This window comes from Phormidesmis sp. 146-12 (assembly GCF_052939495.1).
On sequence record NZ_JBJPHS010000039.1, the window covers coordinates 1 to 24,465 of the forward strand.

A 24,465-nucleotide genomic window follows, 5' to 3' on the forward strand; every position below is an offset into this window, starting at 1 on the left:
TCGACACTGCATAGTACAACACCCTCATTCATCCCTCCATTATGCAACGCCGAAGTGTTTAATGCTGTTGGCGAATCTATTAAAGTGATCGCCGTCCCAGTCTCTACAGTAGCGGCTCTACGTCCTGACGAGATTCTAACGGTTCGCTCTTTAGCAAATGCAAGTTGATATTAGCTTCTTGAAGTGGTTATCTCGCCTTGATTTTGCACGCTACTTAGGTAGACTCATACTCAGCAACCTGACTTGGGGCAAAATGAATACATCAAGCTAGCTGAGGTGAGAGAAACTAATGACCGTTCGACCACTTCGTTATAGCAAAGAAGAGTTTGCCCGACGCGGTTCTGAGATTTACGAAGCTCAAGTACGTGCTGCTTTGCAGATGCCGCAAGGGTCACAAGTTGAGAAAGACAATCAAGGCAAAATTGTGGCGATCGACATTGAAACCGGAGCCTTTGAAGTCGGTAAAAACAGCATAATTGCATCCGATCTTTTGTTGGCTCATTATCCTGATGCTCAAATTTGGTTTGTCCGAGTTGGGCACCGCGCCGTTCATCGGATAGGCCATTCTGAAATCTACTCCCATTCTTCGGCTTCTTGGGCCTCGGCTTGAACGATCGCTCCTTCCAACTCTTGCCAATTTACACGATCGCTCTTTTCATTTCCAATTAGCGCGCCTTTGTGGAGATGGAGGACTCGATCGCTAAAAGACTGCGCCACATCTAATTGATGATTGGTCATGAGAACGGTTTGCGATAGCTCAGATAGCACTTTGAGTAGGTGGCTACTGCGCCCCGCGTCGAGGCTAGAAGTCGGTTCGTCGAGCAGCAGAATTTTGGGTTGGGTGATCATGGAGCGAGCGATCGCTACCCACTGCCGTTCTCCCATTGAAAGCTGCAATTCTGTCAGGTCGAGCCATTTTTGAGGAATGTGTAGTCGATCGATCCAGTCGCTGAGTTGGCGATCGATGGCGGTTTCTGACAGGCCTCTAAGCTTGAGGGGATAGCGCAAAGCGTCCCGAACGGTCATCCCTAAAAGTTTGGTTTCCTGTTGCACCAAAGCAATCTGCTGGCGCAATTGGATCACGGGGATCGCTTGAAATTTTTGACCTTCAAAATAAATCGTGCCTTCAAAGGGTTCGCTGAGTCGATTTAACAAGCGCAATAGGGACGTTTTGCCCGATCCAGATGCGCCCACAATCGAGATGCGATCGCCTCCCATCACCTCAAACGAAAGATTTTTCAGCAAATAGTGGATCGGAAGTTTGGATTTTTTGCTCAAAACTCTCGACGCGAGGCTGACCTGCTCTACTCGAATCTGAGGCGCTGTCATGATGCCAATGTAGTCGCCGTCCAGATTGTCCAGGCATCGATCGCAAACATCATCAGCGTGAAGACCAGCAAAATTAAATACATCCAGGGTTGAGAAAGCGGCTTTACGTCGGTGGTGTCGATCCCCGTTTTGGCTTGGACGGTGCGGACGAGACGCGCAAATCCAGCTACGCGCATTGGGAGTAAATAGCCCTGATCTTGATGGCTCAAAAAGTAGTAAACCAATCCGCCCTGACCTGTTGATCGCGGTTTAAGCGCTTTGATATCTGCCCAGGGTAGCTGCCAGCCTTTACGAATCAGCGTCGGCACCCATTTGGGATAGGTGACTTGAATGCCCTGATCGTCCGTAATCACTCGCTCACTCAATGCGGCAAACAGGACGATCGCACCTGCACCGATCCCAACCCAGAGCCAGGTGGGTGAAATGGGCGATTTGGTGGCTTCTGAAAGAAAGGGAAGCGGCGTGGTCAAAGCGGCATAGAGACTGAGCAGCGTGATCCGAATTAGCGGAGAGATGCGAAAAATGTCCGATTGGGCAGGCGGGTTAGCAGATTGAGTCATGGGGATCACAGAGACATCAGAGAGACGGAGGAGCTTCGGCTTTTAGAAGGGGACGATCGTTCCAGGAGGCGATCCAGTTGAGAATTTCGGGGTTGACTTGCTCAGGTGCCTCGTCGTGAGAACAATGGCCCGCATCGATTTCGACAAGCTTTAGTCTGGGATTATAGCTGGCAAACTGGGCCGCAAGACTGGGCGGGATCATGCGATCTTTGGCACCCCAGATCAGCAGCATGGGAATTTTCAATTCGGGCAAAATTTTCTTGACGCTCGGCCCAAAATCAGGACTGATGATCGCCCGCATAATCGCGCAAAACGCTTGAGCAGAGCCGTGATCATTCGCAGCATCTACGAGAATCTCGACCAATTCATCCGTCACAGCATCTCGGTTGGCATAGGCGATCGATACCCAGCGACGAGTTCCTTTAGGATTTCTGGCAAACTTGAATAACTGATTCAGCAAAAAAGGAGACGCTACCCAACTTTTGATCGTGTTGACGATCGGGCGAATCGGTTCAGGAATCATTTCTTGCTCGATCGACGGATCAGGCAGACTCAGCATCGCGATCCCACAGACCATATCAGGATGGGCCGCCGCCGCCGCCACACAGACCAGTGACCCAATCGAATTGCCAATCAGCACGATCGGCACTCTGATAAACGTCCGCCAAAAATCGTAAACCTGCTCCACCCACAGCGAAATATTATAGGGAGCGATCGCCTTCTCGGATGCGCCAAACCCCAACATATCCAGCGCATAGACCGTGTGATGTTCTGCCAGAGCTGAAAGATTTTGTCGCCAATGCCCGATCGACGCGCCAAACCCGTGCAGCAACATCAACGGAGGAGCAGCATCCGCCTGTTTTGATCTAAGATAGGTATAGCGAGTTTGCCAGCCACGCCACACCCAGTCGCGCTGACTCCCGATCCGTTGTCGCCAATGTAAAGAGTTTGTCTGTAAAGAAGTTGTCACAGTTTCCTCAGGTTGCCATCTCACTTTATTCTAAAAGCTTTGAGTTTGGGTTTAGGTTGAGAATTCAGGACTTTTGGGAGTTTTTCTGACCTCGATTGCTCCCCTTTCAACAGTCATTGCTCCAAACTTAAGTTAAGAATTGGACAAAATTCTTCCCAGACTGAGTAGAATGGCGAGTACAAACCTTTAGTAAATTACATAGTCCACCCCGTGACGGATACACTCGGTCAGATTGAGTCGATACTGTATAGGTCGATTCCTTCTCATTTGTAAACCGCTTCTCTGTAACCCGATCGCTCATCACCCCACTACTTTTTTTCCTACATGCCGCCAGTGATTGAAAAGAGACCTAATCGAGACATCCCCGTAATCAATGAACGCATTCGTTTTCCAAAAGTCCGCGTTATCGACTCGGACGGTTCTCAGCTAGGAATTATGTCGTCTCGCGAAGCCATGCAACTGGCAGACGAGAAAGAACTGGATCTGGTTTTGGTCAGTGATAAAGCTGATCCCCCAGTCTGCAAGATTGTGGACTATGGGAAGCACAAGTTTGAGCAAGAAAAGAAAGCCAAAGAAGCCAAGAAAAAGCAGCATACGGTTGACGTGAAAGAAGTCAAGATGCGCTACAAAATTGAGGAACACGACTACAACGTGCGAATCAAGCTGGCAAAGCGCTTTTTGCAAGAAGGCGACAAAGTGAAGGCGACAATCATGTTTCGCGGTCGTGAGATTCAGCATAGTGATCTGGCCGAAGAGTTGCTCAAACGGATGGCAACTGACCTGCAAGAGATCGCCGAAGTGCAGCAGGCGCCCAAAAAAGAAGGGCGCAATATGATGATGCTGATGGCTCCCAAAAAGTAAGCCAGACTTAAATCAAACGTTTTGAAATCAAAAAGGTGTTGGAGATGTCAAAGTCTTCGATGCCTTTTTTGTTGAGGGTTGAGTGCAAAATCTAGGGGGGATAGATGGAGTGGATTGAGGCGGGGCAGAGAATCACGATCGTCGGCACCAGCGGATCGGGCAAAACAACATTGGCTCGTCAGATTTCCAAGAAGTTGGACATTCCTCACGTTGAGCTAGACCGTCTCCATTGGGAACCGAACTGGACTGAAGCCCCAATCTCGGTTTTTGAATCACGGGTAACAGAGGCTCTGGCGGGCGGGCGCTGGGTCGTCGATGGCAATTACGGTAAGATTCGCGATCTGGTTTGGAGCCGAGCCGATACAGTGGTGTGGCTGGACTATCCTTTTTGGGTGGTGATGAAGCAAATTGTGCAAAGAACGATTCGTCGAGTTGCGCTGCAAGAAGAATGCTGCAATGGCAATCGAGAAACTTTTCAGATAGCTTTTCTCAGCCGTGATTCTGTGATTCTTTGGGTGCTACAAACTTATCAAAAAAATCGAGAAAAATACTTGTTTCTACTTGAGCAACCCGAATATTCTCACCTCAAAAAAATCAGATTGACTTCTCCTCAAATGACTCAAAGCTGGCTAGAAAGCTTTGTACAACTCAATCAGGTGAAAAACTAGGTGAGATAATCTATCTTCAGAGTGAGGAAATTGCCTTTCTAGAGATAGAGCAGTTCGATCGAGGAAAGGGGCTACATTATTCACATGAAGTAAAGCAAACCTGCTCACTTCACTTGAAGCCAAACTATCTCGCTCGATTATTTCTAAAACTCTATTATGAAAGGCTTCGGCTTTTCTGCTAACAACCTAAGTTAAACCAGTACGGTAGAAATTCGTTTCTGCCGTATTATTTTTTGTGGATTCTTCCCATTTCAATACAGGTGATTCAAAATGAGATGACTGGTCTATTCTGAACATCGGCAGGTTAAAGCGGCTAGTCTACGCAAGCTAGCAAATGGTGTTTACTGTGACTGAAAAAAATACGATTAGAGAAGACACAAAACTTGCTCTAATCAAAGCAGGAAGGCGTATTGTGGTCGAAAAAGGATACAACCACACTGGCATCCAGGAAATTTTACAAGCGGTTGGTGTGCCTAAAGGGTCGTTCTATCACTTTTTTAGCAGCAAAGAGGAATTTGGTTTAGCCATCATTGACGATGACTCGCAAATGCACGATCGCATCGTTGAGCAGTATTTAGGAGATATCAGCCTGAGTCCACTCAATCGCCTCAAGCAATACTTTACGTTTAAGCTGGAAGAGTTTGAAACGCTGCAATACCGAGAAGGTTGTTTGTTTGGGAATCTCAGTCAGGAGATGGCAGATCAAAACGAGACATTTCGGGTGCGATTGCAGGAAGCGATCGATCGCTGGCGAGATCAGTTTGCAGCCTGTATTCAAGCCGCGCAAGATGCAGGTGAAGTCTCGAAAAAGCAGCAGGCGAAAGACCTGGCAGAATTTTGTCTCAACAGTTGGGAAGGTGCCTTGCTGCAAATGAAAGTGACTAAGAGTGATGCACCACTCAAGAACTACATGCAGTTTATGTTTGGGGTCATTTTGAAATAGGTCTGACAATCAAACCATAGACTTCCTTCCTTTCCAATCATTAGAAATATTGCAACCTAGTTTGAGTAGACTGGTCTATTCTGTAAGTAGCAAGCTTATAAGTACGTGAATTCGATGGAGTTTTTTCGCTTCGGTATTTAGCGCTTCTGCCCCCCAACCCCCAAATCTGGGGGACTTTCGGACAGGATTTCTTGCTCAAAGTCTCCCTTTTTAAGGAGGGCAGGGGGATCAGGAAATGTCAAGCATCACAAGCCATCCTTTTTCAAACCCCCTCTTAGATTTCATCACCGCAAAACTCACTCGTTAATTTTCAAGGAGCTTACTCGTGCAACAAACCTCAAAATTTATTCTCACCCTTCTGTCTACAGCAACTCTGATTGCTTCTGCTTGCTCTATGGCAAACCCAACGCAGCAATCCTCAATATTTTCAGTCATAACGCCTGTTGCTCAAACATCTCCATCTGCCTCTCCGCCTATCGGACAAGTTGAAGTTGTCGCAGAATTGGACATTACTCCTGGAAACGTTACTGCATCAAGCGATGGGCGAATGTTTGCAAGCGTTCATGGAATGCGGCGCGGTGCGGCTCAATTAATCGAGATCAAACCAGGTAAGAATAACTGGAAAGCCTTTCCAAACAAAGAATGGAATGCTAAACCAGGCAGTGGCGTGAATGTGTTGAACACGGCTCATGGTGTCGCGATCGACTCCAAAAATCGCCTGTGGGTAACTGATCATGGCAATTGGATGCCAAACAATGGCAAACCACAGCAACCAAAATTAGTTGCCTTTGACATCAACACGCGGCAGGAGGTATTTCGCCTGGATTTTCCAGAGGAAATTGGCCCGCGAGGTGGCATCATGCAGGATTTAGCAGTCGATGCAGAACGTGGGTTTGTCTATATCGCAGATTGTGGTTCGACTCCTGCGATCGTCGTCGTCAATATCAACAACAAAACAGCACGGCGCTTTACCAATCACCCCTCACTCAATGCTGAGAATGTGGATTTAGTTGTAGAAGGGCAGACGCTAAAGTTTCCCGGAGCCGATGGCAAAATGCAAAATGCACGAGTCCCAATCAATCCGATTACTCTCTCTGCCGATGGCGAAACAATCTATTACGGCGCAATGAATGGCGAGACATTGTACTCAGTGCCTGCTCGACTGTTTCGAGAAGGAGCAACCAACGCTCAGATTGGTCAAGCGATTCAAGTAGCTGGCAAAAAGCCTGTCTCAGATGGCATCAGCACCGATGCAGAAGGGAACCACTTTATTACGAACTTACGCGATAGCGCGATCGATGTTTTACACAAAGACGGCAAGCTGACTCGGTTAGTGCAAGATAAGCGCTTTCTGTTTCCCGATAATGTTCGCTTTGGCCCAGATTCTTGGCTATACGTTGCCGTCAATCAACTGCATCGCAGTTCAATCTTTACGGGCAAAGCGGATGCTGGACGGCCTCCCTATCTGATTGCGCGCGTGTGGACTGGGACAAAAGGACAGCCTGGACGATAAACCTAGCCACCAACTTAATGGGAGAAAGCTCAATGCAATGGGTGAAGCTGAAAATGCAGCAGACTGCGATCGCTCGGTGGCGATTATTTTGGCGATTACTGTGGAAATTCATTCTATGTAGCGGATTGGTGCTTGGTTCGATCTGGATTGTGATCGGGCTGATCTACCCGTCGCCCACGATCGCTCAGACTCCTAGCAATTCTCTCTGGCAACTCAATTCTTCAACCGAGGCTCTGGGCATTGCCCTGGAAGGACTACCCTACCCCTACCCTGTTCAGTTTTTGAGCTTAACTGTGGAAGGGGAGCCTGTTCGCATGGGCTATATGGATATCCGGCCTGGCGCTCAGGCGAATGGCCGAACGGCTCTCCTCTTACATGGACGAAACTTTTCGGGAAACTATTGGCAGCCCACAATTCAAGCGCTGTCTGCCGCAGGGTATCGCGTGATTGTACCTGATCAAATCGGATTTGGTAAATCTAGCAAACCTGATGTAGATTACAGCTTTGATATGCTGGCGACGAACACGATACAGCTTCTCGACGCGCTGAACATTCAATCTATAGAGGTTATGGGACACTCGATGGGTGGAATGTTAGCAGTGCGCCTGGCGCGGCTATTTCCAAAGCGCGTCCAACGAGTTGTGCTAGAAACCCCTGTCGGGTTGGAAGATTATCGATTAAAAGTGCCGCCTCAAACGATCGAACGATTACAGCAGGATGAATCTCTGAGCGACCCAGCGGTCATCGAACGCTTCCTACGCAACTTCGTTAAAACGTGGGTAACGGAACGAGATCAACGCTTTGTTCAAACCCGTGTGCGTTTAGCTCAAAGTGCAGAATACAGTCGATGGACACGGGCAATGGCTCGATCTTGGCAGATGATTTATCGAGAACCGATTCGCTACGAATTATCTGTGCTGAAACAACCCACACTCCTGATTATTGGCTTGGAAGACCGGATTGCTCTCGGTCGAGCTTATGTTAGTCAGGAGGTTGCAGCGACAATGGGCAATTTTCCAGAACTCGGTCGCTTTGCTGCACAGGCAATTTCTCGTAGCACTCTGGTAGAGCTTTCGGGCGTGGGTCATATTCCTCATCATGAAGCGCCGGAGCAAGTTAATCAAGCGTTGCTAAAATTTCTGGCACGGTAATACAATCGAGCGATCGCTCAAACAAAACAACTCACTAGCGTGAATTCGATGAAACCTTTCGCTGCGGTTACCAATTCAGGCAGCCCGCTTGGATAGCTGTGTTTTAAAGCGTCTCCTTAGCTGGTTTTTTGAGCTTGAATCACTTGCAGACTGCCCCCAGCGTGGAGAGAGCGATTAGCGCCGGGCGCAACTCCAGAGGAACCATTCACCTCAAATCCAATCTCACTCAACAATTCAACCAGATCTGTTTTGAGAAACTTCCAGGCGGTTTCTGTTTCAAACAACCAAAAGAATACGGTTAATCCTGGGACAAAAATTGGGTTGGTTGGCCGATGAAAATCGACCATTGCAAAATATCCACCTGGCTTGAGAACTCGATAGACTTCTTGCAAGATTTTCTTTAATTGTTCAGGCTCCATCTCGTGCATCGCGGCACTGGTGTGAACTACATCAAATTGATTGTCTGGTAACGGAATTTTTTCAGCAAACGCCTCAATATAGTCCGCTTGAGGAACGTTTTGTTTGGCCCGTCTAATTGAAAGTGGCGAGGCATCTAATCCAGTGACGTGATGCGATCTCTTCGAGTTACCCGCAAGGGGTCGTTTCACCAAAAATTGCGTCGTCTGACCACTTCCACAACATAGATCCAGCACTTTTGAATCTGGGCCAATGTCTAACCCCTCTAAAGCCAATTGTCGAAACCGACGTTCTCCGCCTACAGACAGCGCTGCCAAACGAGAGATGCCGTCATATAACCACTGATATTGATAACTTAAATCGCGGAGAATAGTAGCCATTTGGAGGGATGAGGGAGGAGGGAGGAGGGAGGAGGGATGAGAGATGAGGGATGAAAGGGAACAGTTTGAGTTGGTGCTTCGTTAGGTTGGGGAGAACGTAGACAATTTCTTGGCTTCGATGCTGTCCCGCCCTGCCCTGGAAGTACGGGCTAGTAAGAGAAAGTCCACTGAAGGGACTTAGGAGCCGTTTCAGTTCTTCTAGTCCGTTTCAACGGAGTTTGCACCGTTAGCCCGGATTCTATTCACGGGCGAGTGTTGCAACAAACGACAAATTTCCAACCATTCTCTAACTCTAGAACCCAAACCCCATTTCTAACCTCCTCCCTCCTCCCTCCTCCCCTTCCGAGGCGCGATCGCTCCACTCCGCTGCAACGCTGTTTCTACTGCCTGCTGTTGATCTCGGCGAGAAATCCACTGGTGATAAGTGCGCGTGTGGACGGCGACTGAGTGCCCCATCATCCGAGCGGCAACCGTATCCGGCAGACCAAAGTGAATCGTTCTCACCGCCCAGGCATGGCGCAAATCGTAGGGAGAAAACGGCACCTGATAGCGACGAAACTGAGCCGTCACCCGCTGCCCAATGACCTGAAGTGTGGTCTTGGTTAAGTCAGTCTCGATCGCTGGCAATTTCACCGTCTGCAAATCAAATTCCTCGATCCACTCCGGGTAAAACGCCCACACCTCATGGCTTCCGGTTTTAGTGGTGGGTAAGACCTGCACCCTGGTTTCGTCACCCTTGAGCGCAGAAAAGTCGCAGAAAAAAACTTCGTGATTTCTCAAGCCGTAGGTCGCCATCACTCCGTAAACAAACTGCCACGCGGGATTAGGAATCGTCTCCCAAATCGCCAAAATCTCCTCATCCGTAGGCAACTGGCGAAACTGCATCTCACTGGCACCGTAGCCGCCCCACATCGTTTTGAGATCTTTGGGCAGCTCCAAATTGAGAAATTCAGCCAGCGCACCCAGCGCCGTACAGCAGACCTGCCGACTGCGAGAATTGATCCCCGTCGAGTCAACGGTTTTGTAGATGGCTTCCGCGATCGTCAGTTGTCCATTACTCTGAGCGATCGCCGCCAATTTTTTAAGATAGGGCGCATAGGCACAATTCCAGGTGGTTTTGGTCGAAGCGGGATTTTTGAGGCGATCGCTCTGACTAAAAAAATCTTGCTCAAAGGCTTGAAGCTGTTCGGCGAAATCCATTTGGCTGAGACGCTTTCCCCCCGCAAAGGTGCGATGAGTTTTCCAGTCAAAGCTGCTTTGAATCAGTTGCGCCGCAATCACCTTGGCTTCTTGTTCGGCTTGTTTGAGTCCGGCTTTGGTCGCAGGCAAGCCCAAACTGAGGCGCTGTTGGTAAGGATTCACGCGAGGGCTGTCTGGACGCGGCGGCAGCGTCGCCCTGAGATTTAATTTAGTGCTGCGACGCTCAATCTGTACGCCCAGTCGAGCAGCTTTGAGCCGCTGATTAATTTGAACGATCGCTGCGTCCACCGCTTCAAAACCCGCATCCATCGCTGACTAACCTGAGACTCCTTAGCGTTTGTTGATAGTAGCAGCTTGCGATCGTCTTGCTGCACGGCCCTATAATTGCAACAAATTCTCAATGAGATCTGAAATTTATAGCGAGTTTGCACCCTCAAATCACTCTAAGGGCGGATTCGTAATACTTTCTTCAAACTCATGAAGATTTTATTGTTAAAATCAGTAACAAAGCTGAGAACTGAAGGGATTTTTGTAGCTATGGGTCGAGTAGGAGTTCTATTGCTCAATTTAGGAGGGCCGGATCGCCTGGAAGATGTCCGCCCCTTTTTGTACAATCTATTTTCTGACCCAGAAATCATTCGTCTGCCCTTCCCGTGGCTACAAAGTCCTCTGGCGTGGTTGATTTCGACCTCTCGTGCCAAAAAATCTCAAAATAACTACAAGCAAATCGGCGGTGGGTCTCCTCTAAAGCGCATCACTGAAGAGCAAGCGCAAGCCCTTCAAGAACAGTTGCGCCAGCACGGGCAGGATGTCAGCGTCTATATCGCAATGCGCTACTGGCACCCGTTTACCGAAGAAGCGATCGCTCGCATCAAACGCGATGGCGTAGATCAACTGGTGGTTTTGCCGCTCTATCCTCACTTCTCGATTAGTACCAGTGGGTCTAGCTTCCGATTGCTCGAAGATCTATGGCGCAGCGATCCCGTTCTCGATCAGGTTGAATACACGGTGATTCCATCCTGGTACAATCGTCCGGGTTATTTGCAAGCGATGGCAGACTTGATTGCCCAACAGTTAGATCAGTTGCCCAACCCTGATCACGCTCACATTTTCTTTAGCGCTCACGGTGTGCCAGTCAGCTACGTCGAAGAAGCAGGCGACCCCTATCAGCAAGAAATTGAGAATTGCACTGAGCTAATCATGCAGACTCTAAATCGCCCCAATCCTCACACGCTGGCTTATCAGAGTCGAGTCGGGCCGGTCGAATGGCTAAAACCTTACACTGAGGATGCGATCGAAGATCTTGCTGCTCAAGGCGTTGAGGACTTGGTGGTTGTACCGATCAGCTTTGTTTCTGAGCATATTGAGACACTGCAAGAGATCGACATGGAATATCGAGAAATCGCTGAAGAAGCAGGAATTGAAGGCTTCCATCGAGTTCCGGCGCTCAACACGCACCCAGTCTTTATCAACGACTTGGCCGAAATGGTGGTCGATGCGCTCAATTCGCCTGCGGTAAAGTTTGAAGAGGTGATTCGCCCCGACAAGGGAACCAAGATGTATCCTCAAGAAAACTGGGAATGGGGGCTGACGACTTCTGCTGAGGTCTGGAATGGACGAGTAGCCATGATCGGTCTACTAGCGTTGATTTTAGAAATGCTGTTGGGGCGTGGCCCACTTCACGCCTTCGGGTTGATGTAGATTAGGCACAAATTAACTTTGCTTCTGGCTAATTTAGACTTTTTGCAGGAATTCTTGTCTTGAGCTTCCCTTTTTTTGGGGGATCAATAAAGCGGACATCTCTCTGAGAAATTGGGGTAAAAGATTTTTGTTCAAAAAGGCCTTTAAACTAAACGTCAGTTCGATCAACGCTTCGCTTTTAGCTCCAGGAACGCCCCCTAAATCCCCCACGAGTGAGGGACTTTGAACCAGAACTCCTCTCTTAAAGTCCCCCAAAATTGGCAGCTTGGGGGGCAAAAGCCGTGAACGACGAAGTGGAAAAGAAGTGGAAAACTCTCATCGAATTCACGTTAAATTAAACGTCGTAGAGGCGCGATCGCAACGTGGGCATTGTCCACTCTACCCTTGGTAACTTCTTTTGTGGGAATAGCTTCAGACGGTCACAAATACTCAAAATTACCCTCGTTCTCTTATCTTTTTGAAAGATATCTGAGTCGAGGGTTGAAACTATGCACAGAAGCCATACACAAAAGAATTAACTCAAGATCAAGCAACTCAAGCGAGTATTCCTGACTTCTGAAGATTGCTCTGTAAAACTAACTAGCTCTCACTAAGACTGTCGTCCTTGTTTTTAGCTAGCCTCGTTTTGGGTCTTATTTTGACCCAGGTGATTGACCATTTTAATGAGATCCTGCATGGCGGTGTCCTTCTTACAAAAGGCATCCACTTTAGCAGTCTGTAGCATGACTTCGGTCTGGGGGTCTTCTAGAGATGAGTAGGCCAGAATCTGAGTCGTTGGATGGGTACTTTTGATCTGCGTCGAGGCACTTAGACCATCCATAATAGGCATCTGAAGATCCAGAATGATCACATCTGGAGAGTAACGCCTGGCCATTTCAACGGCTTCTTTTCCGTTGCTGGCTAAACCGACAAGCTCAATCCCCTCCTGATTCTTGAGGGCAAGTTTCAGGCTGTATCGAGTCAATTCATGATCATCAACAACTAAAACACGCAACACTAGACGCTCACAAGACAGCATTTACTCTGGTCACATACTTTTATACCTAGATGAAGTGTAACCGTTGAGACGCTTTGCAAACCTCTACCATAGGGATTAACCAAATTGTCTTTAAGAAGACAGAGAACGGGATCAAAGAGAATTGACTAAACAGGGCGAAATGAGAGGGTGAGTGTTGGACATTCACTTCTCAATTGGGTGATCTTTTGGCAGTCTCTTTGATCGCCTCACTTGATCGCTACATCCAGTCTTTGAGCAATGCCTGTCTTCTCGGATGGCGCAGTTTTCGCATAGCTTTGGCTTGAATCTGCCGCACCCGTTCGCGAGATAGATGATAGAGTTCGCCGATTTCAGTGAGGGTGTAGTGTTGACCGTCAGTGAGACCAAATCGCAGCTTGATAATTTCTCGTTCGCGATCGCTCAGGTGATCTAAAACTGAATTGAGGCGATCGCACAGCAGCTTGTGGTCAAGACAAACATTGGGCGCTACGTTGTCTGAGTCTTCGATAAGTTGCATTAGTTCTGTGTCTTCGTCGCGTCCGACCCAGGCGTGGAGCGATAAAGTGCGCTGACTTACGTCTAAGACTTGCTCTAGCTTGTCTTCTTCCATGTCCAGGGCTGCGGCGAGTTCTTGCTTGGTGGGCTTTCTGCCTAGCGTCTGAGAAAGGGTTTGACGGACTTTGCGGACTTGATTGAGCTTTTCGACCATGTGGACGGGGAGGCGAACCGTGCGAGACTGAGAGGCGATCGCCCGTGTGATGCCCTGACGAATCCACCAGTAGGCGTAAGTTGAGAATTTGTAGCCCCGTTCATAGTCAAATTTCTCAGCCGCACGCATCAAGCCCATAGCTCCTTCTTGAATTAAATCGAGAAAAGGAACGCCTCGATTGAGATATTTCTTAGCAATAGAAACGACTAGTCGAAGATTTGCCCGAACGAGTCTTCGTTTAGCTTGCTCTCCGACGACCCCTCCTTTTGCAATTTCTCTAGCAAGCTCGATTTCTTGTGCTTGGGTGAGCAGGGGATAACGAGCCATTTCTCGCAAAAATATGCCAACTGAGTCATCAGAAAGACCGAGATAATCACTGGTTTTGCCCTTGACTGATCGAGCAAGATTTTCGGGGGTCAACTCTTCATTATCTATGGCTTCCAACTCAGTTAAGTCGATATTGGGTTCGATAGCAACCGCGTCGATCGGAAAGGAGTCAGCAGGTAATTTAGTTGTCATTGTAGGTCATGCCAAGGTTGCAACGTTTCGAGCAAAAATTTGCTTCCAACTTTAGCTCAATTCACGGACTTTGTTCACATTTTTTCGAGAAAAACAGATTTTTTTGTTTCTTTCTTCTTCTCGATTGCTATTTTTTGTTTATTAACCAAAATTGCTGCTTTCTAAAGTGAAATATCCGTAGGTCTACGGAAGAAACAAGGGTGGTTAAAAACGGTATATTAAACGATTTTTGTCTTTGTGCCTCTCTTTTTAGGATTAAGATTTCGTCCCTCAACAATTAGTCACGGTTATAGCGCAGTTTTGGTTTTTTGTCGATCGCAAACGCGATTATCTCCCCAAACCTCAGATTTGAGCAGTTTTTTTCAAACCTTTATATTTCTGTAAGCTTAGAAGTCGGCAAGCAAAAGCAACGGGTTAAGGAATCTACTCAGAAACCCGTTTCCCAACCTTCGAGAATAACGATATGCCTACCAAGTAATCAAGTAATTGCGATGTGCGACTTCGTTAAGTCCCCTCTTTTAAGGAGGATTGGAAAGATCACTTCACTCTGCCGCCTCACGTTAAGCTTTCCCTAGCTCCTTCAAGCTCAAGAAAGGGAGACATAGGTTTGAAGTCGCTCATTAAGTTACACATTAAAAGAAGTGATTGCGATCGCTCAAAACCACTTCATTTTTCATCGCGAAGTAGAACGAAGTTATCCTTCATTTGCCTGCTGGGCCATCTCCATAAAGATTTTTTGAGAATTTTGCTCTGGTGTCCCATTGGCGGGGCGACGCTGGAGATAGTGTCCGTCGGGCTGCAAATCCCAGGCGTGACGATTGTCGGCCAGCATGATGCCCAAAATTTCTTGCAGGTCTTTGGCAATGTTGGCATCTTCGACTTGCACAACGGCCTCGACTCGGCGATCGAGATTGCGGGGCATCCAGTCAGCACTGCCAATAAACAATTCATCCTCACCGTTGTTGTTGAAGTAGAAAATGCGAGAGTGTTCTAAAAATCGTCCGACGATGCTGATGACTCGAATGTTTTCGCTGATGGCTTTGAGTCCGGGACGCAGACAGCAGATCCCCCGCACGATCAGATCGATCTGAACGCCCGCTTGTGAGGCTTGATACAGCGTTTGAATCAGTTTTGGATCGACGAGGGCATTCATTTTGGCGACGATGCGCCCCTGTCCGCCGTTGCGCTGGTGTTCGATTTCGCGCTCGATCAGGGCCACCATGCGATCGCGCAGGTCTACCGGAGCGACTAAAAGTTTGCGGTAAGATTTTTGGCGAGAGTATCCGGTGAGAAAATTGAATAACTCCGTTAGGTCAGCACCGAGGTCATCTCGACAGCTAAAGATACCCATGTCAGTATAGAGGCGGGCGGTTTTGGGGTTGTAGTTGCCTGTGCCAATGTGGACGTAGCGGCGAATTTTGCCTTCTTCTCGACGAACAATCAGCACCAGTTTGGTATGAGTTTTGAGTCCGACCAGTCCGTAGACGACATGAACGCCCACATCTTCGAGCTTGCGGGCCCAGTTGATGTTGTTTTCTTCGTCAAATCGCGCTTTTAATTCAACCAGGACGGCGACTTGCTTATCGTTTTCGGCGGCGGTGATCAGGGCATTGACGATCGGCGAGTCTCCAGAAGTCCGATAGAGCGTCATTTTGATCGCCAGCACATTGGGATCGTAGACCGCCTCTGTGATAAATCGCTGCACACTGCGAGAAAACGAATCGTAAGGGTGGTGCACCATCAAGTCTTGCTTGCGAATCACCGAGAAAAAATCTTCTTCACCATCTTTGCCCAAATCTTCAATATCGGTTTCGTTGACCCGTCTGAGGCGAGACGGCGTAACCGGACTCCAGGGCGGATCTTTGAGATCGGGAAGCGGCAACGACCCAAACGAAAACAAATCTCGCAGACAGAGCAACCCATCGATTTCGTAAACATCAGTTTGGGTCAGCTCCATCTCCCGCACCAACATCTCACGAATGTTTTCGGGCATTGAGGAATGGACTTCGACGCGCACGATCGACCCCCCAAATCGCCGCTTGCGAAGTTCTTGCTCGATCGCCAACATCAGATCATCCGCTTCATCTTCTTCGACATCCAAATCCGCGTTGCGCGTAATCCGAAAAGGATGATATTCCGTGATCTCCATGCCAGGAAACAACGGATCAAGATTGTGGGCAATCACCTGCTCTAAAGGAACGCCTGCCCAAACAGCCGGACGAGTTTTGGGAGCCGAGACAGGCAGATCTTGAGTTTCTAACGGCAATGAAATAAACCGAGGCAGCACTTTAGGAACTTTGACTCTGGCAAACAACTCTTCGCCTGTTGAGCCATCTTTGACAACGACTGCCAGATTGAGGCTGAGATTTGAAATGTAGGGGAAGGGGTGACTGGGGTCGATCGCCAACGGAGTCAAGACCGGAAACACCTGTTCGTCAAAGTACTCTTTTAGATAGCTGCGCTGTTCTTGACTGAGATCAATATAGTCCAGCAGATAAACGCCCTGATCGGCGAGTTGAGGACGCAGGGCTTGCTCAAAGTGACGGTGCTGCTTGATCACCATTGGGCGCAGCCGTTCATTGATCAGTTGTAACTGTTCTTGGGGGGTGCGTCCGTCAGCGCTGAGTTTGCGGACTTCTGCCTCTACTTGCTCTTTGAGGGCGGCGACTCTAACCATAAAATATTCGTCCAGGTTAGAGCTAAAGATCGCCATGAACTTGAGCCGCTCTAGCAGAGGAGTTCGAGGATCAAACGCCTCATGTAGCACCCGATTGTTAAACTCCAGCCAACTCATCTCACGGTTGAAATAGTTTTGAGGATCGGTGAGATTTACGTCCGTCGTTTTTTTTTGCCGCCGCATGTCTTAAAAAACCTCGTCTTCAATACCGTTCCACCATTCGCCTAAATTCATCAGGTCTTGGTGGATGTCTGCCAGTCTGTTTTCGTAATCTTGGGGAGAAAGGCTCTCTCGTTGTTCTTTGAGCTTTGCCAATCGCAGTTGAGCCAAAAGCCACGGTTTTGAGATGCCGTCAGTCGCTTCGAGGTAGCGTGCCAAGTCGTTGCTATCCATACAGACTAGAGCGTAAGGGGTGAGGATTAAGGCAGGTTTAAGAACCGTCGAGTCAAGGCGAAAACGTTGAGTGCTAAATGTGTCTATACCCTATCGCGATCGCTCTCTCAATGCGTCTGTCTCAGCGTCAAAATTGATAAAAAAAACAGCCCCGCGATCGCGACTGTCTCAATAATTTCGGATGGTTTGCTCAACTGTCCGATTAACTGTCCGATTAACTGTCCGATCAATTGTTCGATCAATTGCTTGATGAATTGCTTGATCGATGAACGGCTGACTAAGCGGTCGCCAGATTTTGGGAGACAAAGTTCCAGTTAACCAGCTTGTCTAAGAAGTTGTCGATAAACGCAGGACGAGCATTTTGAAAATCGAGGTAGTAAGCATGTTCCCACACGTCGAGAGTGAGAAGGGCTTTTTGCCCGTTTGCCAAAGGATTTTCAGCATTGGGGGTTTTGACGACTTTCAGCGTTCCGGCTTCTTCGACCAGCCAGGCCCAACCGCTACCAAATTGGGTCGCAGCCGCATTTTTGAACTCTTCTCTAAACTTTTCGTAGCTTCCAAAAGCGGCCTCGATCTTGGCAGCCAGTTCCCCAGTCGGAGCGCCGCCGCCATCCGCAGACAGACAGTTCCAGAAGAAGGTGTGGTTCCAGACTTGGGCCGCGTTGTTAAAAACGCCAACCTTTGCCGGATCTTTGAAGGTGATTCTAATCACGTCTTCGAGGGATTTGTCTGCCAACTCGGTGTCTTTGGTCAGATTGTTGAGGTTGGTCACGTAGGCGGCGTGGTGCTTGCCATAGTGGTAGTCAAAGGTTTCGGCTTTCATGCCAAATGGCTCAAGCGCATCTTTGGCGAAGGGTAAAGGGGGCTGTGTGAATGCCATAGTGTTCTATCCTCTCCTAGTCTGTTTTTGGCTCAAACGAATGGAATCATCTTCGCACTCAATCAAGCTCGTTTCTGACCGCATTGTCAATAAAAATCGGCAGAAACATAACTTAATACTGAAATTCTACCATCAGTTAGAAGAAACCTGGAGCGAACTCGCAGTAAGGGTGCATCGCTTCAAATCTTCAGGGGTCGCGCTTTTGTTGTTGAGTTCTAGTAATAAGTAGTCTGCGTTTTGAGTGGGGATGGACAGCGAGAAATTGGAAGAGGCGGCTGGCCCATGATCAAGTTTTGCAATCTGGATCGTCTGAGCGCTGCGATCGACTCCACTTAGCCTAATTTCTATCCCAGGACACTGACGATCGTCATACACAATTTGCCCAGTGAGTTGAGCGCTCGATTTTGGCAGAGGATTGATATAGAGAAACCCACTCGATCGGGTCGGTCGCAGTGGATTGGTTTTGAGGTTGTAAACGCCGTTCATTCCCCACAGGTAGTAGCCTGGGATTCTGCTGGTGACGATCCAATCAAGTTGCCCGCCGGGGCGAGATCCCATAAAGGCTTTCATGGTCTCAAAGGTGGCGATCGCGGTATTGAGTGAGGTCGATCGCTGACGCTGATAAAGGTTAACCTTGACCTGTTTCTCTAGCTGATAGGTTTCTGGAAGCTGCTTGAAGTCTTGAGCGATCTGCCAATCTTCAGAGAAAACCCGCCCCACCAGCCTTACCAAATCCTGATCTTCGGGGCGAATATTGTATTGAAAAGGCGTTGCTACCGCGATGTAATCGGCTTGCAAAAACTCTTTGAGCGGGTAGCTGTCTCGCGAGTCAACGTCTTGCAGCGACAAGAAATTGAGCGACTTTTGGTGGTGCAAAATTGTTTCTGCACTCATTAGCAGCGTCGGATTGATGATGGAGGAAGACTCACCCACATAAATCGGCTCACCATTGGGCGTTTTGCTGCGAAGGTCGCCGATCAGCCGGGCAATTTCAGCGTAGTCCGATCGTCGCAGGGGTGGATTATTAGCCGCAAACAATTCGCTCAGAGGCGCACCGATCGTTTCTGGCAAAATAGTCATGCCAAAGCGAGTCGGCCGCAGGGGGGTTTGATCTAGAAAATCGACGGGGGCGAGACCCATCAGCGCATTGAGGCTGAGATAAGTCACAAAAAGAGCCAATCCGATTCGTCGCAGCGATCGATTGAGCGTTAGCCAAACTGTCCAGCCAAACGCAATCAAACCCAAAATCACCAACGGCGTAAAGTGAAGCGTATAGTGAACCGTCAACTGTCTGACTTTGGCCACCCACACCAGGCACAAAATCCCGTAAAACAAAAGGATAAAGGTCGTAGCAGGGCGAGCCAGGACACGAGTTTTTAGCCCAACCGCAAATCCTAAAGCCGCCAGCAACCAGGCAACCCACCCAAACGACAGACCATAGAACTGCAAAGCTTGAGTCAGCGGCACCTCAAAAGAAGCGTAGAGACTGGTGAAATCGTTGTGTAGCACTCGCAGGAGAAAGTGTTTGCCCAAGATGGCGATCGTCGCCACACTCACCAGCCCAATCAATCCAATCTGTGTCAAGTTGCCGATCAGTATCCGAATGTCTTGACGAGGTTGTTGCCGCAGTGTGAAAGAGCGGATCACCGCCTGAATCACCATCGCTGCAAAAAAAGCAATCCCCGCGTAGGCAAAGTGCCGCCGAAACAAAGGCGTGAAACCAAGCAAAAAGCCGATCGCCCCAATCTGCCAGCGATATCTGAGCGTGACATCCTGCAAGTAAACCCAAACCGCGATCGCGATTAGCAACGCCGCCCCCGCATCCACATATCCGCGCAGGGTTGGGGCCCAAAATAAGGGCGTGACGATCGCAATCAATGCACCCGACCACCAGACCGTTCTGGGATTTGCTGACCGAATCAGCTTTGTCGCGATCGCGCCCAAAACAAATCCAAACGGGACAGAATACAGCACACTAACACCGAGAATATAGACCAACCGCGAATCACCAAATACCCAACGAAACGGTAAGAGCAACAGCGTCGGATAGTCGCTATAATCGCTTCCCGTTGATCTCCAGACACTCCTCAAAGCTGGAAGGGGTGAGGCTTGTAGGGCAGCCGCTAGTTTGTCTAAAATCCATTCATAAGTGACGTAATCAAACCAATAAAACGCCCGTTCGTGCGAGATATAGGCGGACACAAAAATAATCGACATCCCCAACAAAAAAGCGAATAGCCCGATCGGAGCTACCCTTTTAGTCTCAGTCGGCAACTCTGCCTGCGCTTTCTCACGTGACCCAAGAGAAGGTAGCATTCCAAACACCTCTCAAATGGCAGATTTTGCTCTGCGACCAATAGCAGAACCGTCCTCATTTTGGTTGGCAAAAGCAAATTGTTAATCTATCTTGTGGGTGAGTCTTGGGGGTCGATCGACAGGGATGGTAAGAAGTTCTTTTGAGGCTCAAGATAGAAGAGTGAGGAGTGAGGTGTGAGGTGTGAGGTGTGAGGAGGAAGTGAGGAGTGAAGAGAGTGTCACTGGCTTGAAGAGTGTGAGCAGTGCCCACCTTACAGGCTCTATCCAATGTCCGATTAACCCACTATCAGGAGCATCCTGTTTAAAACAAAAAAGCCCCAATCCACTAGGCATGGACTGAGGCCATAAATCAGGGTGCATCTACCACTCCTTAATGCCGCAATTCTGGACGTACTCCGGACTAACCGATCGGGGAATCATAAAGATAAAGGCAAGATTAGTTAAACTTTCGATAACGTAAATCGGACACATTGGGTTTTTCTGGCTGACAGGGCGTAACTGACCCTCAACGGTCTCACCGTGAAGGTACTTGGGTGTTTTTACTTAGTTCAAATTTCTACTTTACGATCGGCACACACGCTCGCCATCTACGTCATTTGTACTGAGTCCCTGTAATACCCAACATTTCCTCGGCGAATGGGAACACAGTTTGTCATTCTAAGAGCGGGGGATTTTGATGAAACTCTAAAGTTCGATCGCAAATATACCGATCTTGCCTGACCAGCCGCTTTAAGGAGCGGTTAATGAGAAATTGAGGAGTCGATGCGAACAGACTTTTGCCTTGACGAAGTAAACACGTAAACCAGGTCTTCTTGGAGAGTAGTTGTGACTCAGGAATTCTACATTTCTGTAACTCCCGTTGGAGAAGACGGATATCTGATTCGGACAGAACGAGTCGCGACCGGGGTGCCGCTTGCCGAAGAGCTAGTCACCTGGAAGGTCGAAGACTGGCTGACTCAAGCAGGTCAACTCATGCACGATCCGCTGCTGGGTCTGCTGCGAGGAAATTTGATCTCATTGGGTCAACGCACGCGATCGGGGTCAGAAAATGGTGCCACGCTGTCTTCGAGCCTGGTGGAGTTTGGGCAAAACCTCTACAACTCTCTGTTTCAGGGCACGATTCGCGATAGCTGGGTGATTGCTCAAGGCATTGCTCACAACCATCGAGAAGATCTGCGGCTGCGACTGGGCTTAAAGGGAGATCTCCTACCTCGCCTCCCCTGGGAAGTGCTACATGCGGGCAATCGTCCGCTTTCGACGGGCACTGATGTCATTTTCTCTCGCTATCAGGCCTCTGCCTCGATGGCCACGGTTCTCCATTCGCCCCGTCCGCTCAGAACCCCCACCCACTCGCCAGACCAGAGCCAGACGCTACGAATTCTCATGGTTTTGGCGGCTCCCACTGATCAAGAAGTGCTGGCCCTCAAAGAAGAAGCTCATCACCTTAACCAAGAACTTCAAAAAGAGGCGCAGGACACCCTCTCAGGCATCGAATTGACGATTCTCGAACAACCTGGACGCGAACAACTCACCCAAGCGATCGAGCAAGGTCGCTATCAAGTTCTCCATTACGCGGGGCACAGCAATCTAGGCGCATCGGGCGGCGATCTCTATCTAGTGAGCGATCGCACAGGACTGACTGAAGTGTTGAGTGGAGACGATCTAGCGGGCTTGCTGGTTAACAACGGCATTCACATGGCTGTTTTTAACTCCTGTCGGGGCGTTTATACGGCGACCTCTGATCCCGACCGAGAAGCCGATGCCGGAAATCTCACCGAGGCGCTTTTAAAGCGAGGCGTTCCCGCTGTGTTGGCGATGGCCGAACGCATTCCTGATGATGTCGCTTTGACCTTGAGCCGTTTGTTTTATCGCAACCTCAAACAGCGATCGCCCATCGATCTCAGTCTCAGCCGCGCTAGACAAGGATTACTTTCGTCCTATGGCTCCAATCAGTTGTATTGGGCATTGCCGATCCTCTACCTGCATCCCGATTTTGACGGCTATTTGCAACCGCCGATCAACGAGTGGGACGAAGCCGAGGCGGAGGACTTTATCGAAGAGATTGATCTCAATGACCCGGACTACCCAGACGACCAAAAAGCGGTCGAAGACATGTTTGGAGAACTGATTCGCCCCCCCGAAGCGACCGCTCAAAATCCTTTTCAGCCAGGTGAAGATCTCTTCCCAGATGAGCAGGCTGCTTCAAACAGCGCCCCCTCTCACAGCGCCGAAGACCTGATCACCCTGGGGCAAGTTTTGTATGAGCAGGGCGATACAGCGGCGGCGATCGCGACCTTTGGAGATGCCTTGGCGATTGATCCCAATTCGGCTCCGGCTTACTACTATTTGGGTACTGCCCTCGAAGACTACGGTAGAACTACTCAGGCGATCGTTGCTTACGAGATGGCGGTCGAGCTTGACTCCACTTTAGAAAGCGCTCGACACAACTTGCAGCGCCTCCAAGTGGCTCATAATCTCCCTGGTCAAAATTCCGTCTCGTCCAGCAATCCTCAGCCCAATAACCTCGTTCAGTCCAGCAATCCCCCTCAGCCCAGCAATCTCGTTCAGTCTGGAGTTTCAGGAGGGTCAGAAATGACGATCGCCTCCACCGATTCACTGACCCAATCAACTCCCGTCGATCGAATTTTTGCTCGCCCTCAAGAAGCTCCATCACGGCAAAAATCTTGGGGGTTCAAGCGATCGTGGGCGATCGTGGGCGTGACCAGCGTCGTCATTCTAGGCGTTGGCATCTGGGGAGCCTCTCGCTTCTTGCCCAAAAATCCTCGACCCAATGAGATACTGCCCCAACTGGACGCGCTCACCCAAAATCCCAAAACTCCAGCCAATTCAGCGAACCCCAGTCGAGATGAAACCAACGACGCAACCGCACTGGCTATCAAGAATTTTAGTCAGGGCAACTTGAGATTGGGGCAAGAGGGTGTAGAAGCGTTGCTCGATCGCGGAGCCATCACCGCTGCCGAAACGGCCTTTGCTTCCGTGCCGCCTAATCAACTCGACACGCCCGCGATTAGTTTTTTGAGAGGAAGAATCGCCTGGCAATCGATCGCTCGTGGCAGCCGCAATTACAGTTTTGGGGATGCGCGCCGCTATTGGGAAAGCGCTGCCAAAAACAAGCCTGATCCGCTCTACTTCAATGCTCTAGGCTTTGCTTACTACGCAGAGGGCAATTTGCAGCGAGCGACAGATTCTTGGTTTCAGTCCCTTAAACTGAGTGAGGAACTGAAAAAAAATGGGGCACCTTCTCAAGATGCGCTGACTGCTTACGCGGGTTTGGCGCTGGCTTCTCTCAAATCTGCACCCAGTCAGCCGCCTGCTCAACAAGCTAGACTTCGAGGGGAAGCGGTCAAACTGCGCGATCGCGTCAACAAAGCTGCCCCCGACAAATTCTTACCGGGCACGCTCTCTCGAAACTGGCTCTGGACAGAAGCCGCGATCGCCGACTGGAAATCCTTGCAGGCAATCAAGTAGTTCGCTACCCTCACATCAGCGAAGAAATCGACTTTTGTTTGCGAATGTCCATCATGTCCGCCAAACTCGCATCGCCCCAGTCTAAAGGATGCGCCTCCTCAGTCGGAACGACAGTCACGATCGGTTGAGGGCTGGTCGCAGGAGTAGACCTCTGAGGAGCCGCGATCTGCATAGTAGAAGGGGGTTTTGGGCGGGTCACCAGTCTCGGTTGAGGTTTGCTAGGGGTCAGTTGTCTGGCCAGCAAGAAAGACATGCCACCACAGCCCAGCGCGATCGCGGCTAACAATCCAAACGAAGAGGCAGGCTTGGCTTCAAACTGAGGAGATTGTGAGGGCTGAGGGGTTTCGACTGCCAGTTGCGGCTGTGGCGTTTCGACCTCTGCCAGATCGATATGAATCAAACTTCTAACGCCAGCCCAAGACATCGACACCATCAGCAGCCAAACTCCGCTCCAGAGCAAGAAGGGATGTCGATCGGCGAATGTGATTAAAATTCTTAGCCAGAAGGGGGGCTGTTTTCGAGGGGAGAGTCGTTTTCGAGGGGGGAGCGCCGGAGAAGTGCCACCCTGATCAGTGCCCTGTTGGTTCACCATAACGATTTTAAGGAATTGTTTATCCAATGCGTACAGATTTTACTGAATAATTCCCTGTTTAGCTAATTTTCCTTAATTTATTAGAAAGAAAACCTACCTAACGACATAAGTAAACCGAGCCGTGAAGGGACTGATTTTTGTTGTAATCGCTATTAAAAACAGAAGACAATTCACAATTTATACAAATCCTTCTTGTTCAA

Annotated in this window: 21 protein-coding genes; 8 read left to right on the plus strand and 13 right to left on the minus strand. The window is 49.2% G+C overall.

The features are described from left to right. The first annotated feature begins 289 nt into the window (after nt 1–289). Nucleotides 290–610 carry a hypothetical protein gene (locus ACKFKF_RS17160; protein WP_446868799.1) on the plus strand — a complete coding sequence of 107 codons (321 nt, stop codon included), beginning with the start codon at nt 290–292 and terminating at the stop codon, nt 608–610. Here ACKFKF_RS17160 and ACKFKF_RS17165 read toward each other — a convergent pair. The 3 genes from ACKFKF_RS17165 to ACKFKF_RS17175 are packed head-to-tail and all read right to left on the minus strand — an operon-like array spanning nt 574 to nt 2,859. After that, nucleotides 574–1,329 (minus strand): ABC transporter ATP-binding protein, encoded by a 756-nt coding sequence (locus ACKFKF_RS17165; RefSeq protein WP_446868800.1) that lies wholly within the window; start codon nt 1,327–1,329, stop codon nt 574–576. The two genes, ACKFKF_RS17160 and ACKFKF_RS17165, sit on opposite strands and share 37 nt — an antisense overlap. After that, nucleotides 1,326–1,889 (minus strand): hypothetical protein, encoded by a 564-nt coding sequence (locus ACKFKF_RS17170; protein WP_446868801.1) that lies wholly within the window; start codon nt 1,887–1,889, stop codon nt 1,326–1,328. Before ACKFKF_RS17170 ends, ACKFKF_RS17165 begins: the two co-directional genes overlap by 4 nt. A 16-nt stretch (nt 1,890–1,905) precedes the next feature. Next, entirely contained in the window at nt 1,906–2,859 is a 954-nt protein-coding gene (locus ACKFKF_RS17175; protein WP_446868802.1) for an alpha/beta fold hydrolase, read from the minus strand. A gap of 333 nt (nt 2,860–3,192) precedes the next feature. On the opposite strand from ACKFKF_RS17175, the gene infC reads away from it, so the two are divergent. The 5 genes from infC to ACKFKF_RS17200 all read left to right on the plus strand — a co-directional run bounded on the left by infC (nt 3,193) and on the right by ACKFKF_RS17200 (nt 7,995). Next, nucleotides 3,193–3,720, plus strand: coding sequence for a translation initiation factor IF-3 (gene infC, locus ACKFKF_RS17180; RefSeq protein WP_446868803.1), 528 nt, complete (start codon nt 3,193–3,195; stop codon nt 3,718–3,720). Nucleotides 3,721–3,824: 104 nt separating this feature from the next. Continuing rightward, entirely contained in the window at nt 3,825–4,388 is a 564-nt protein-coding gene (locus ACKFKF_RS17185; RefSeq protein ID WP_446868804.1) for an ATP-binding cassette domain-containing protein, read from the plus strand. A 346-nt stretch (nt 4,389–4,734) separates the two neighbouring features. Beyond that, nucleotides 4,735–5,331 (plus strand): TetR family transcriptional regulator C-terminal domain-containing protein, encoded by a 597-nt coding sequence (locus tag ACKFKF_RS17190; RefSeq protein WP_446868805.1) that lies wholly within the window; start codon nt 4,735–4,737, stop codon nt 5,329–5,331. Between the two features lie 325 nt (nt 5,332–5,656). Beyond that, complete coding sequence (locus ACKFKF_RS17195) at nt 5,657–6,844, plus strand: L-dopachrome tautomerase-related protein (protein WP_446868806.1); 1,188 nt, start codon at nt 5,657–5,659, stop codon at nt 6,842–6,844. 32 nt (nt 6,845–6,876) lie between these two features. Further along, the gene (locus ACKFKF_RS17200; protein ID WP_446868807.1) at nt 6,877–7,995 is read left to right on the plus strand and encodes an alpha/beta fold hydrolase; all 1,119 of its coding nucleotides are present in this window, start codon (nt 6,877–6,879) and stop codon (nt 7,993–7,995) included. 116 nt (nt 7,996–8,111) lie between these two features. Here ACKFKF_RS17200 and ACKFKF_RS17205 read toward each other — a convergent pair whose 3' ends face one another. Then, nucleotides 8,112–8,792, minus strand: a complete 681-nt coding sequence (locus ACKFKF_RS17205) for a class I SAM-dependent methyltransferase (protein WP_446868809.1) — start codon at nt 8,790–8,792, stop codon at nt 8,112–8,114. A gap of 312 nt (nt 8,793–9,104) precedes the next feature. Further along, nucleotides 9,105–10,301, minus strand: coding sequence for a site-specific integrase (locus ACKFKF_RS17210; RefSeq protein WP_446868810.1), 1,197 nt, complete (start codon nt 10,299–10,301; stop codon nt 9,105–9,107). A gap of 228 nt (nt 10,302–10,529) precedes the next feature. Here ACKFKF_RS17210 and hemH point away from each other — a divergent pair, with 228 nt between their 5' ends. Further along, nucleotides 10,530–11,693 carry a ferrochelatase gene (hemH, locus tag ACKFKF_RS17215; protein WP_446868812.1) on the plus strand — a complete coding sequence of 388 codons (1,164 nt, stop codon included), beginning with the start codon at nt 10,530–10,532 and terminating at the stop codon, nt 11,691–11,693. 610 nt (nt 11,694–12,303) lie between these two features. On the opposite strand, the gene ACKFKF_RS17220 is transcribed toward hemH, so the two are convergent. From ACKFKF_RS17220 to ACKFKF_RS17250, 7 genes are all read right to left on the minus strand, one after another. Next, entirely contained in the window at nt 12,304–12,711 is a 408-nt protein-coding gene (locus tag ACKFKF_RS17220) for a response regulator (protein WP_446868813.1), read from the minus strand. Nucleotides 12,712–12,928: 217 nt separating this feature from the next. Next, entirely contained in the window at nt 12,929–13,918 is a 990-nt protein-coding gene (locus ACKFKF_RS17225; protein ID WP_446860013.1) for a sigma-70 family RNA polymerase sigma factor, read from the minus strand. Between the two features lie 694 nt (nt 13,919–14,612). Beyond that, nucleotides 14,613–16,778 carry a polyphosphate kinase 1 gene (gene ppk1, locus ACKFKF_RS17230; RefSeq protein ID WP_446868814.1) on the minus strand — a complete coding sequence of 722 codons (2,166 nt, stop codon included), beginning with the start codon at nt 16,776–16,778 and terminating at the stop codon, nt 14,613–14,615. A 3-nt stretch (nt 16,779–16,781) separates the two neighbouring features. Then, nucleotides 16,782–16,988 (minus strand): hypothetical protein, encoded by a 207-nt coding sequence (locus ACKFKF_RS17235; RefSeq protein WP_446860015.1) that lies wholly within the window; start codon nt 16,986–16,988, stop codon nt 16,782–16,784. 107 nt (nt 16,989–17,095) lie between these two features. Continuing rightward, nucleotides 17,096–17,230, minus strand: a complete 135-nt coding sequence (locus ACKFKF_RS17240; protein ID WP_446868815.1) for a hypothetical protein — start codon at nt 17,228–17,230, stop codon at nt 17,096–17,098. A gap of 35 nt (nt 17,231–17,265) precedes the next feature. After that, a complete protein-coding gene (sodB, locus tag ACKFKF_RS17245; protein WP_446868816.1) occupies nt 17,266–17,868 on the minus strand; it encodes a superoxide dismutase [Fe] in 603 nt (200 codons plus the stop codon). A gap of 132 nt (nt 17,869–18,000) precedes the next feature. After that, the gene (locus ACKFKF_RS17250) at nt 18,001–20,184 is read right to left on the minus strand and encodes a hypothetical protein (protein WP_446868817.1); all 2,184 of its coding nucleotides are present in this window, start codon (nt 20,182–20,184) and stop codon (nt 18,001–18,003) included. Nucleotides 20,185–21,009: 825 nt separating this feature from the next. On the opposite strand from ACKFKF_RS17250, the gene ACKFKF_RS17255 reads away from it, so the two are divergent. After that, the gene (locus ACKFKF_RS17255; protein WP_446868818.1) at nt 21,010–23,673 is read left to right on the plus strand and encodes a CHAT domain-containing protein; all 2,664 of its coding nucleotides are present in this window, start codon (nt 21,010–21,012) and stop codon (nt 23,671–23,673) included. Nucleotides 23,674–23,683: 10 nt separating this feature from the next. Here the strand turns inward: ACKFKF_RS17255 and ACKFKF_RS17260 are convergent, their stop codons facing one another. After that, entirely contained in the window at nt 23,684–24,265 is a 582-nt protein-coding gene (locus ACKFKF_RS17260) for a hypothetical protein (RefSeq protein WP_446868819.1), read from the minus strand. Between the last annotated feature and the right edge of the window lie 200 nt (nt 24,266–24,465).

Bases quoted from the DNA above. Each gene is read 5' to 3' on its own strand.
- ACKFKF_RS17160 (WP_446868799.1), top strand. From the start codon at position 290: ATGACCGTTCGACCACTTCGTTATAGCAAAGAAGAGTTTGCCCGACGC.
- ACKFKF_RS17165 (WP_446868800.1), bottom strand. From the start codon at position 1,329: ATGACAGCGCCTCAGATTCGAGTAGAGCAGGTCAGCCTCGCGTCGAGA.
- ACKFKF_RS17170 (WP_446868801.1), bottom strand. From the start codon at position 1,889: ATGACTCAATCTGCTAACCCGCCTGCCCAATCGGACATTTTTCGCATC.
- ACKFKF_RS17185 (WP_446868804.1), top strand. From the start codon at position 3,825: ATGGAGTGGATTGAGGCGGGGCAGAGAATCACGATCGTCGGCACCAGC.
- ACKFKF_RS17200 (WP_446868807.1), top strand. From the start codon at position 6,877: ATGCAATGGGTGAAGCTGAAAATGCAGCAGACTGCGATCGCTCGGTGG.
- ACKFKF_RS17205 (WP_446868809.1), bottom strand. From the start codon at position 8,792: ATGGCTACTATTCTCCGCGATTTAAGTTATCAATATCAGTGGTTATAT.
- ACKFKF_RS17210 (WP_446868810.1), bottom strand. From the start codon at position 10,301: ATGGATGCGGGTTTTGAAGCGGTGGACGCAGCGATCGTTCAAATTAAT.
- hemH (WP_446868812.1), top strand. From the start codon at position 10,530: ATGGGTCGAGTAGGAGTTCTATTGCTCAATTTAGGAGGGCCGGATCGC.
- ACKFKF_RS17220 (WP_446868813.1), bottom strand. From the start codon at position 12,711: ATGCTGTCTTGTGAGCGTCTAGTGTTGCGTGTTTTAGTTGTTGATGAT.
- ACKFKF_RS17225 (WP_446860013.1), bottom strand. From the start codon at position 13,918: ATGACAACTAAATTACCTGCTGACTCCTTTCCGATCGACGCGGTTGCT.
- ppk1 (WP_446868814.1), bottom strand. From the start codon at position 16,778: ATGCGGCGGCAAAAAAAAACGACGGACGTAAATCTCACCGATCCTCAA.
- ACKFKF_RS17235 (WP_446860015.1), bottom strand. From the start codon at position 16,988: ATGGATAGCAACGACTTGGCACGCTACCTCGAAGCGACTGACGGCATC.
- sodB (WP_446868816.1), bottom strand. From the start codon at position 17,868: ATGGCATTCACACAGCCCCCTTTACCCTTCGCCAAAGATGCGCTTGAG.
- ACKFKF_RS17250 (WP_446868817.1), bottom strand. From the start codon at position 20,184: ATGCTACCTTCTCTTGGGTCACGTGAGAAAGCGCAGGCAGAGTTGCCG.
- ACKFKF_RS17260 (WP_446868819.1), bottom strand. From the start codon at position 24,265: ATGGTGAACCAACAGGGCACTGATCAGGGTGGCACTTCTCCGGCGCTC.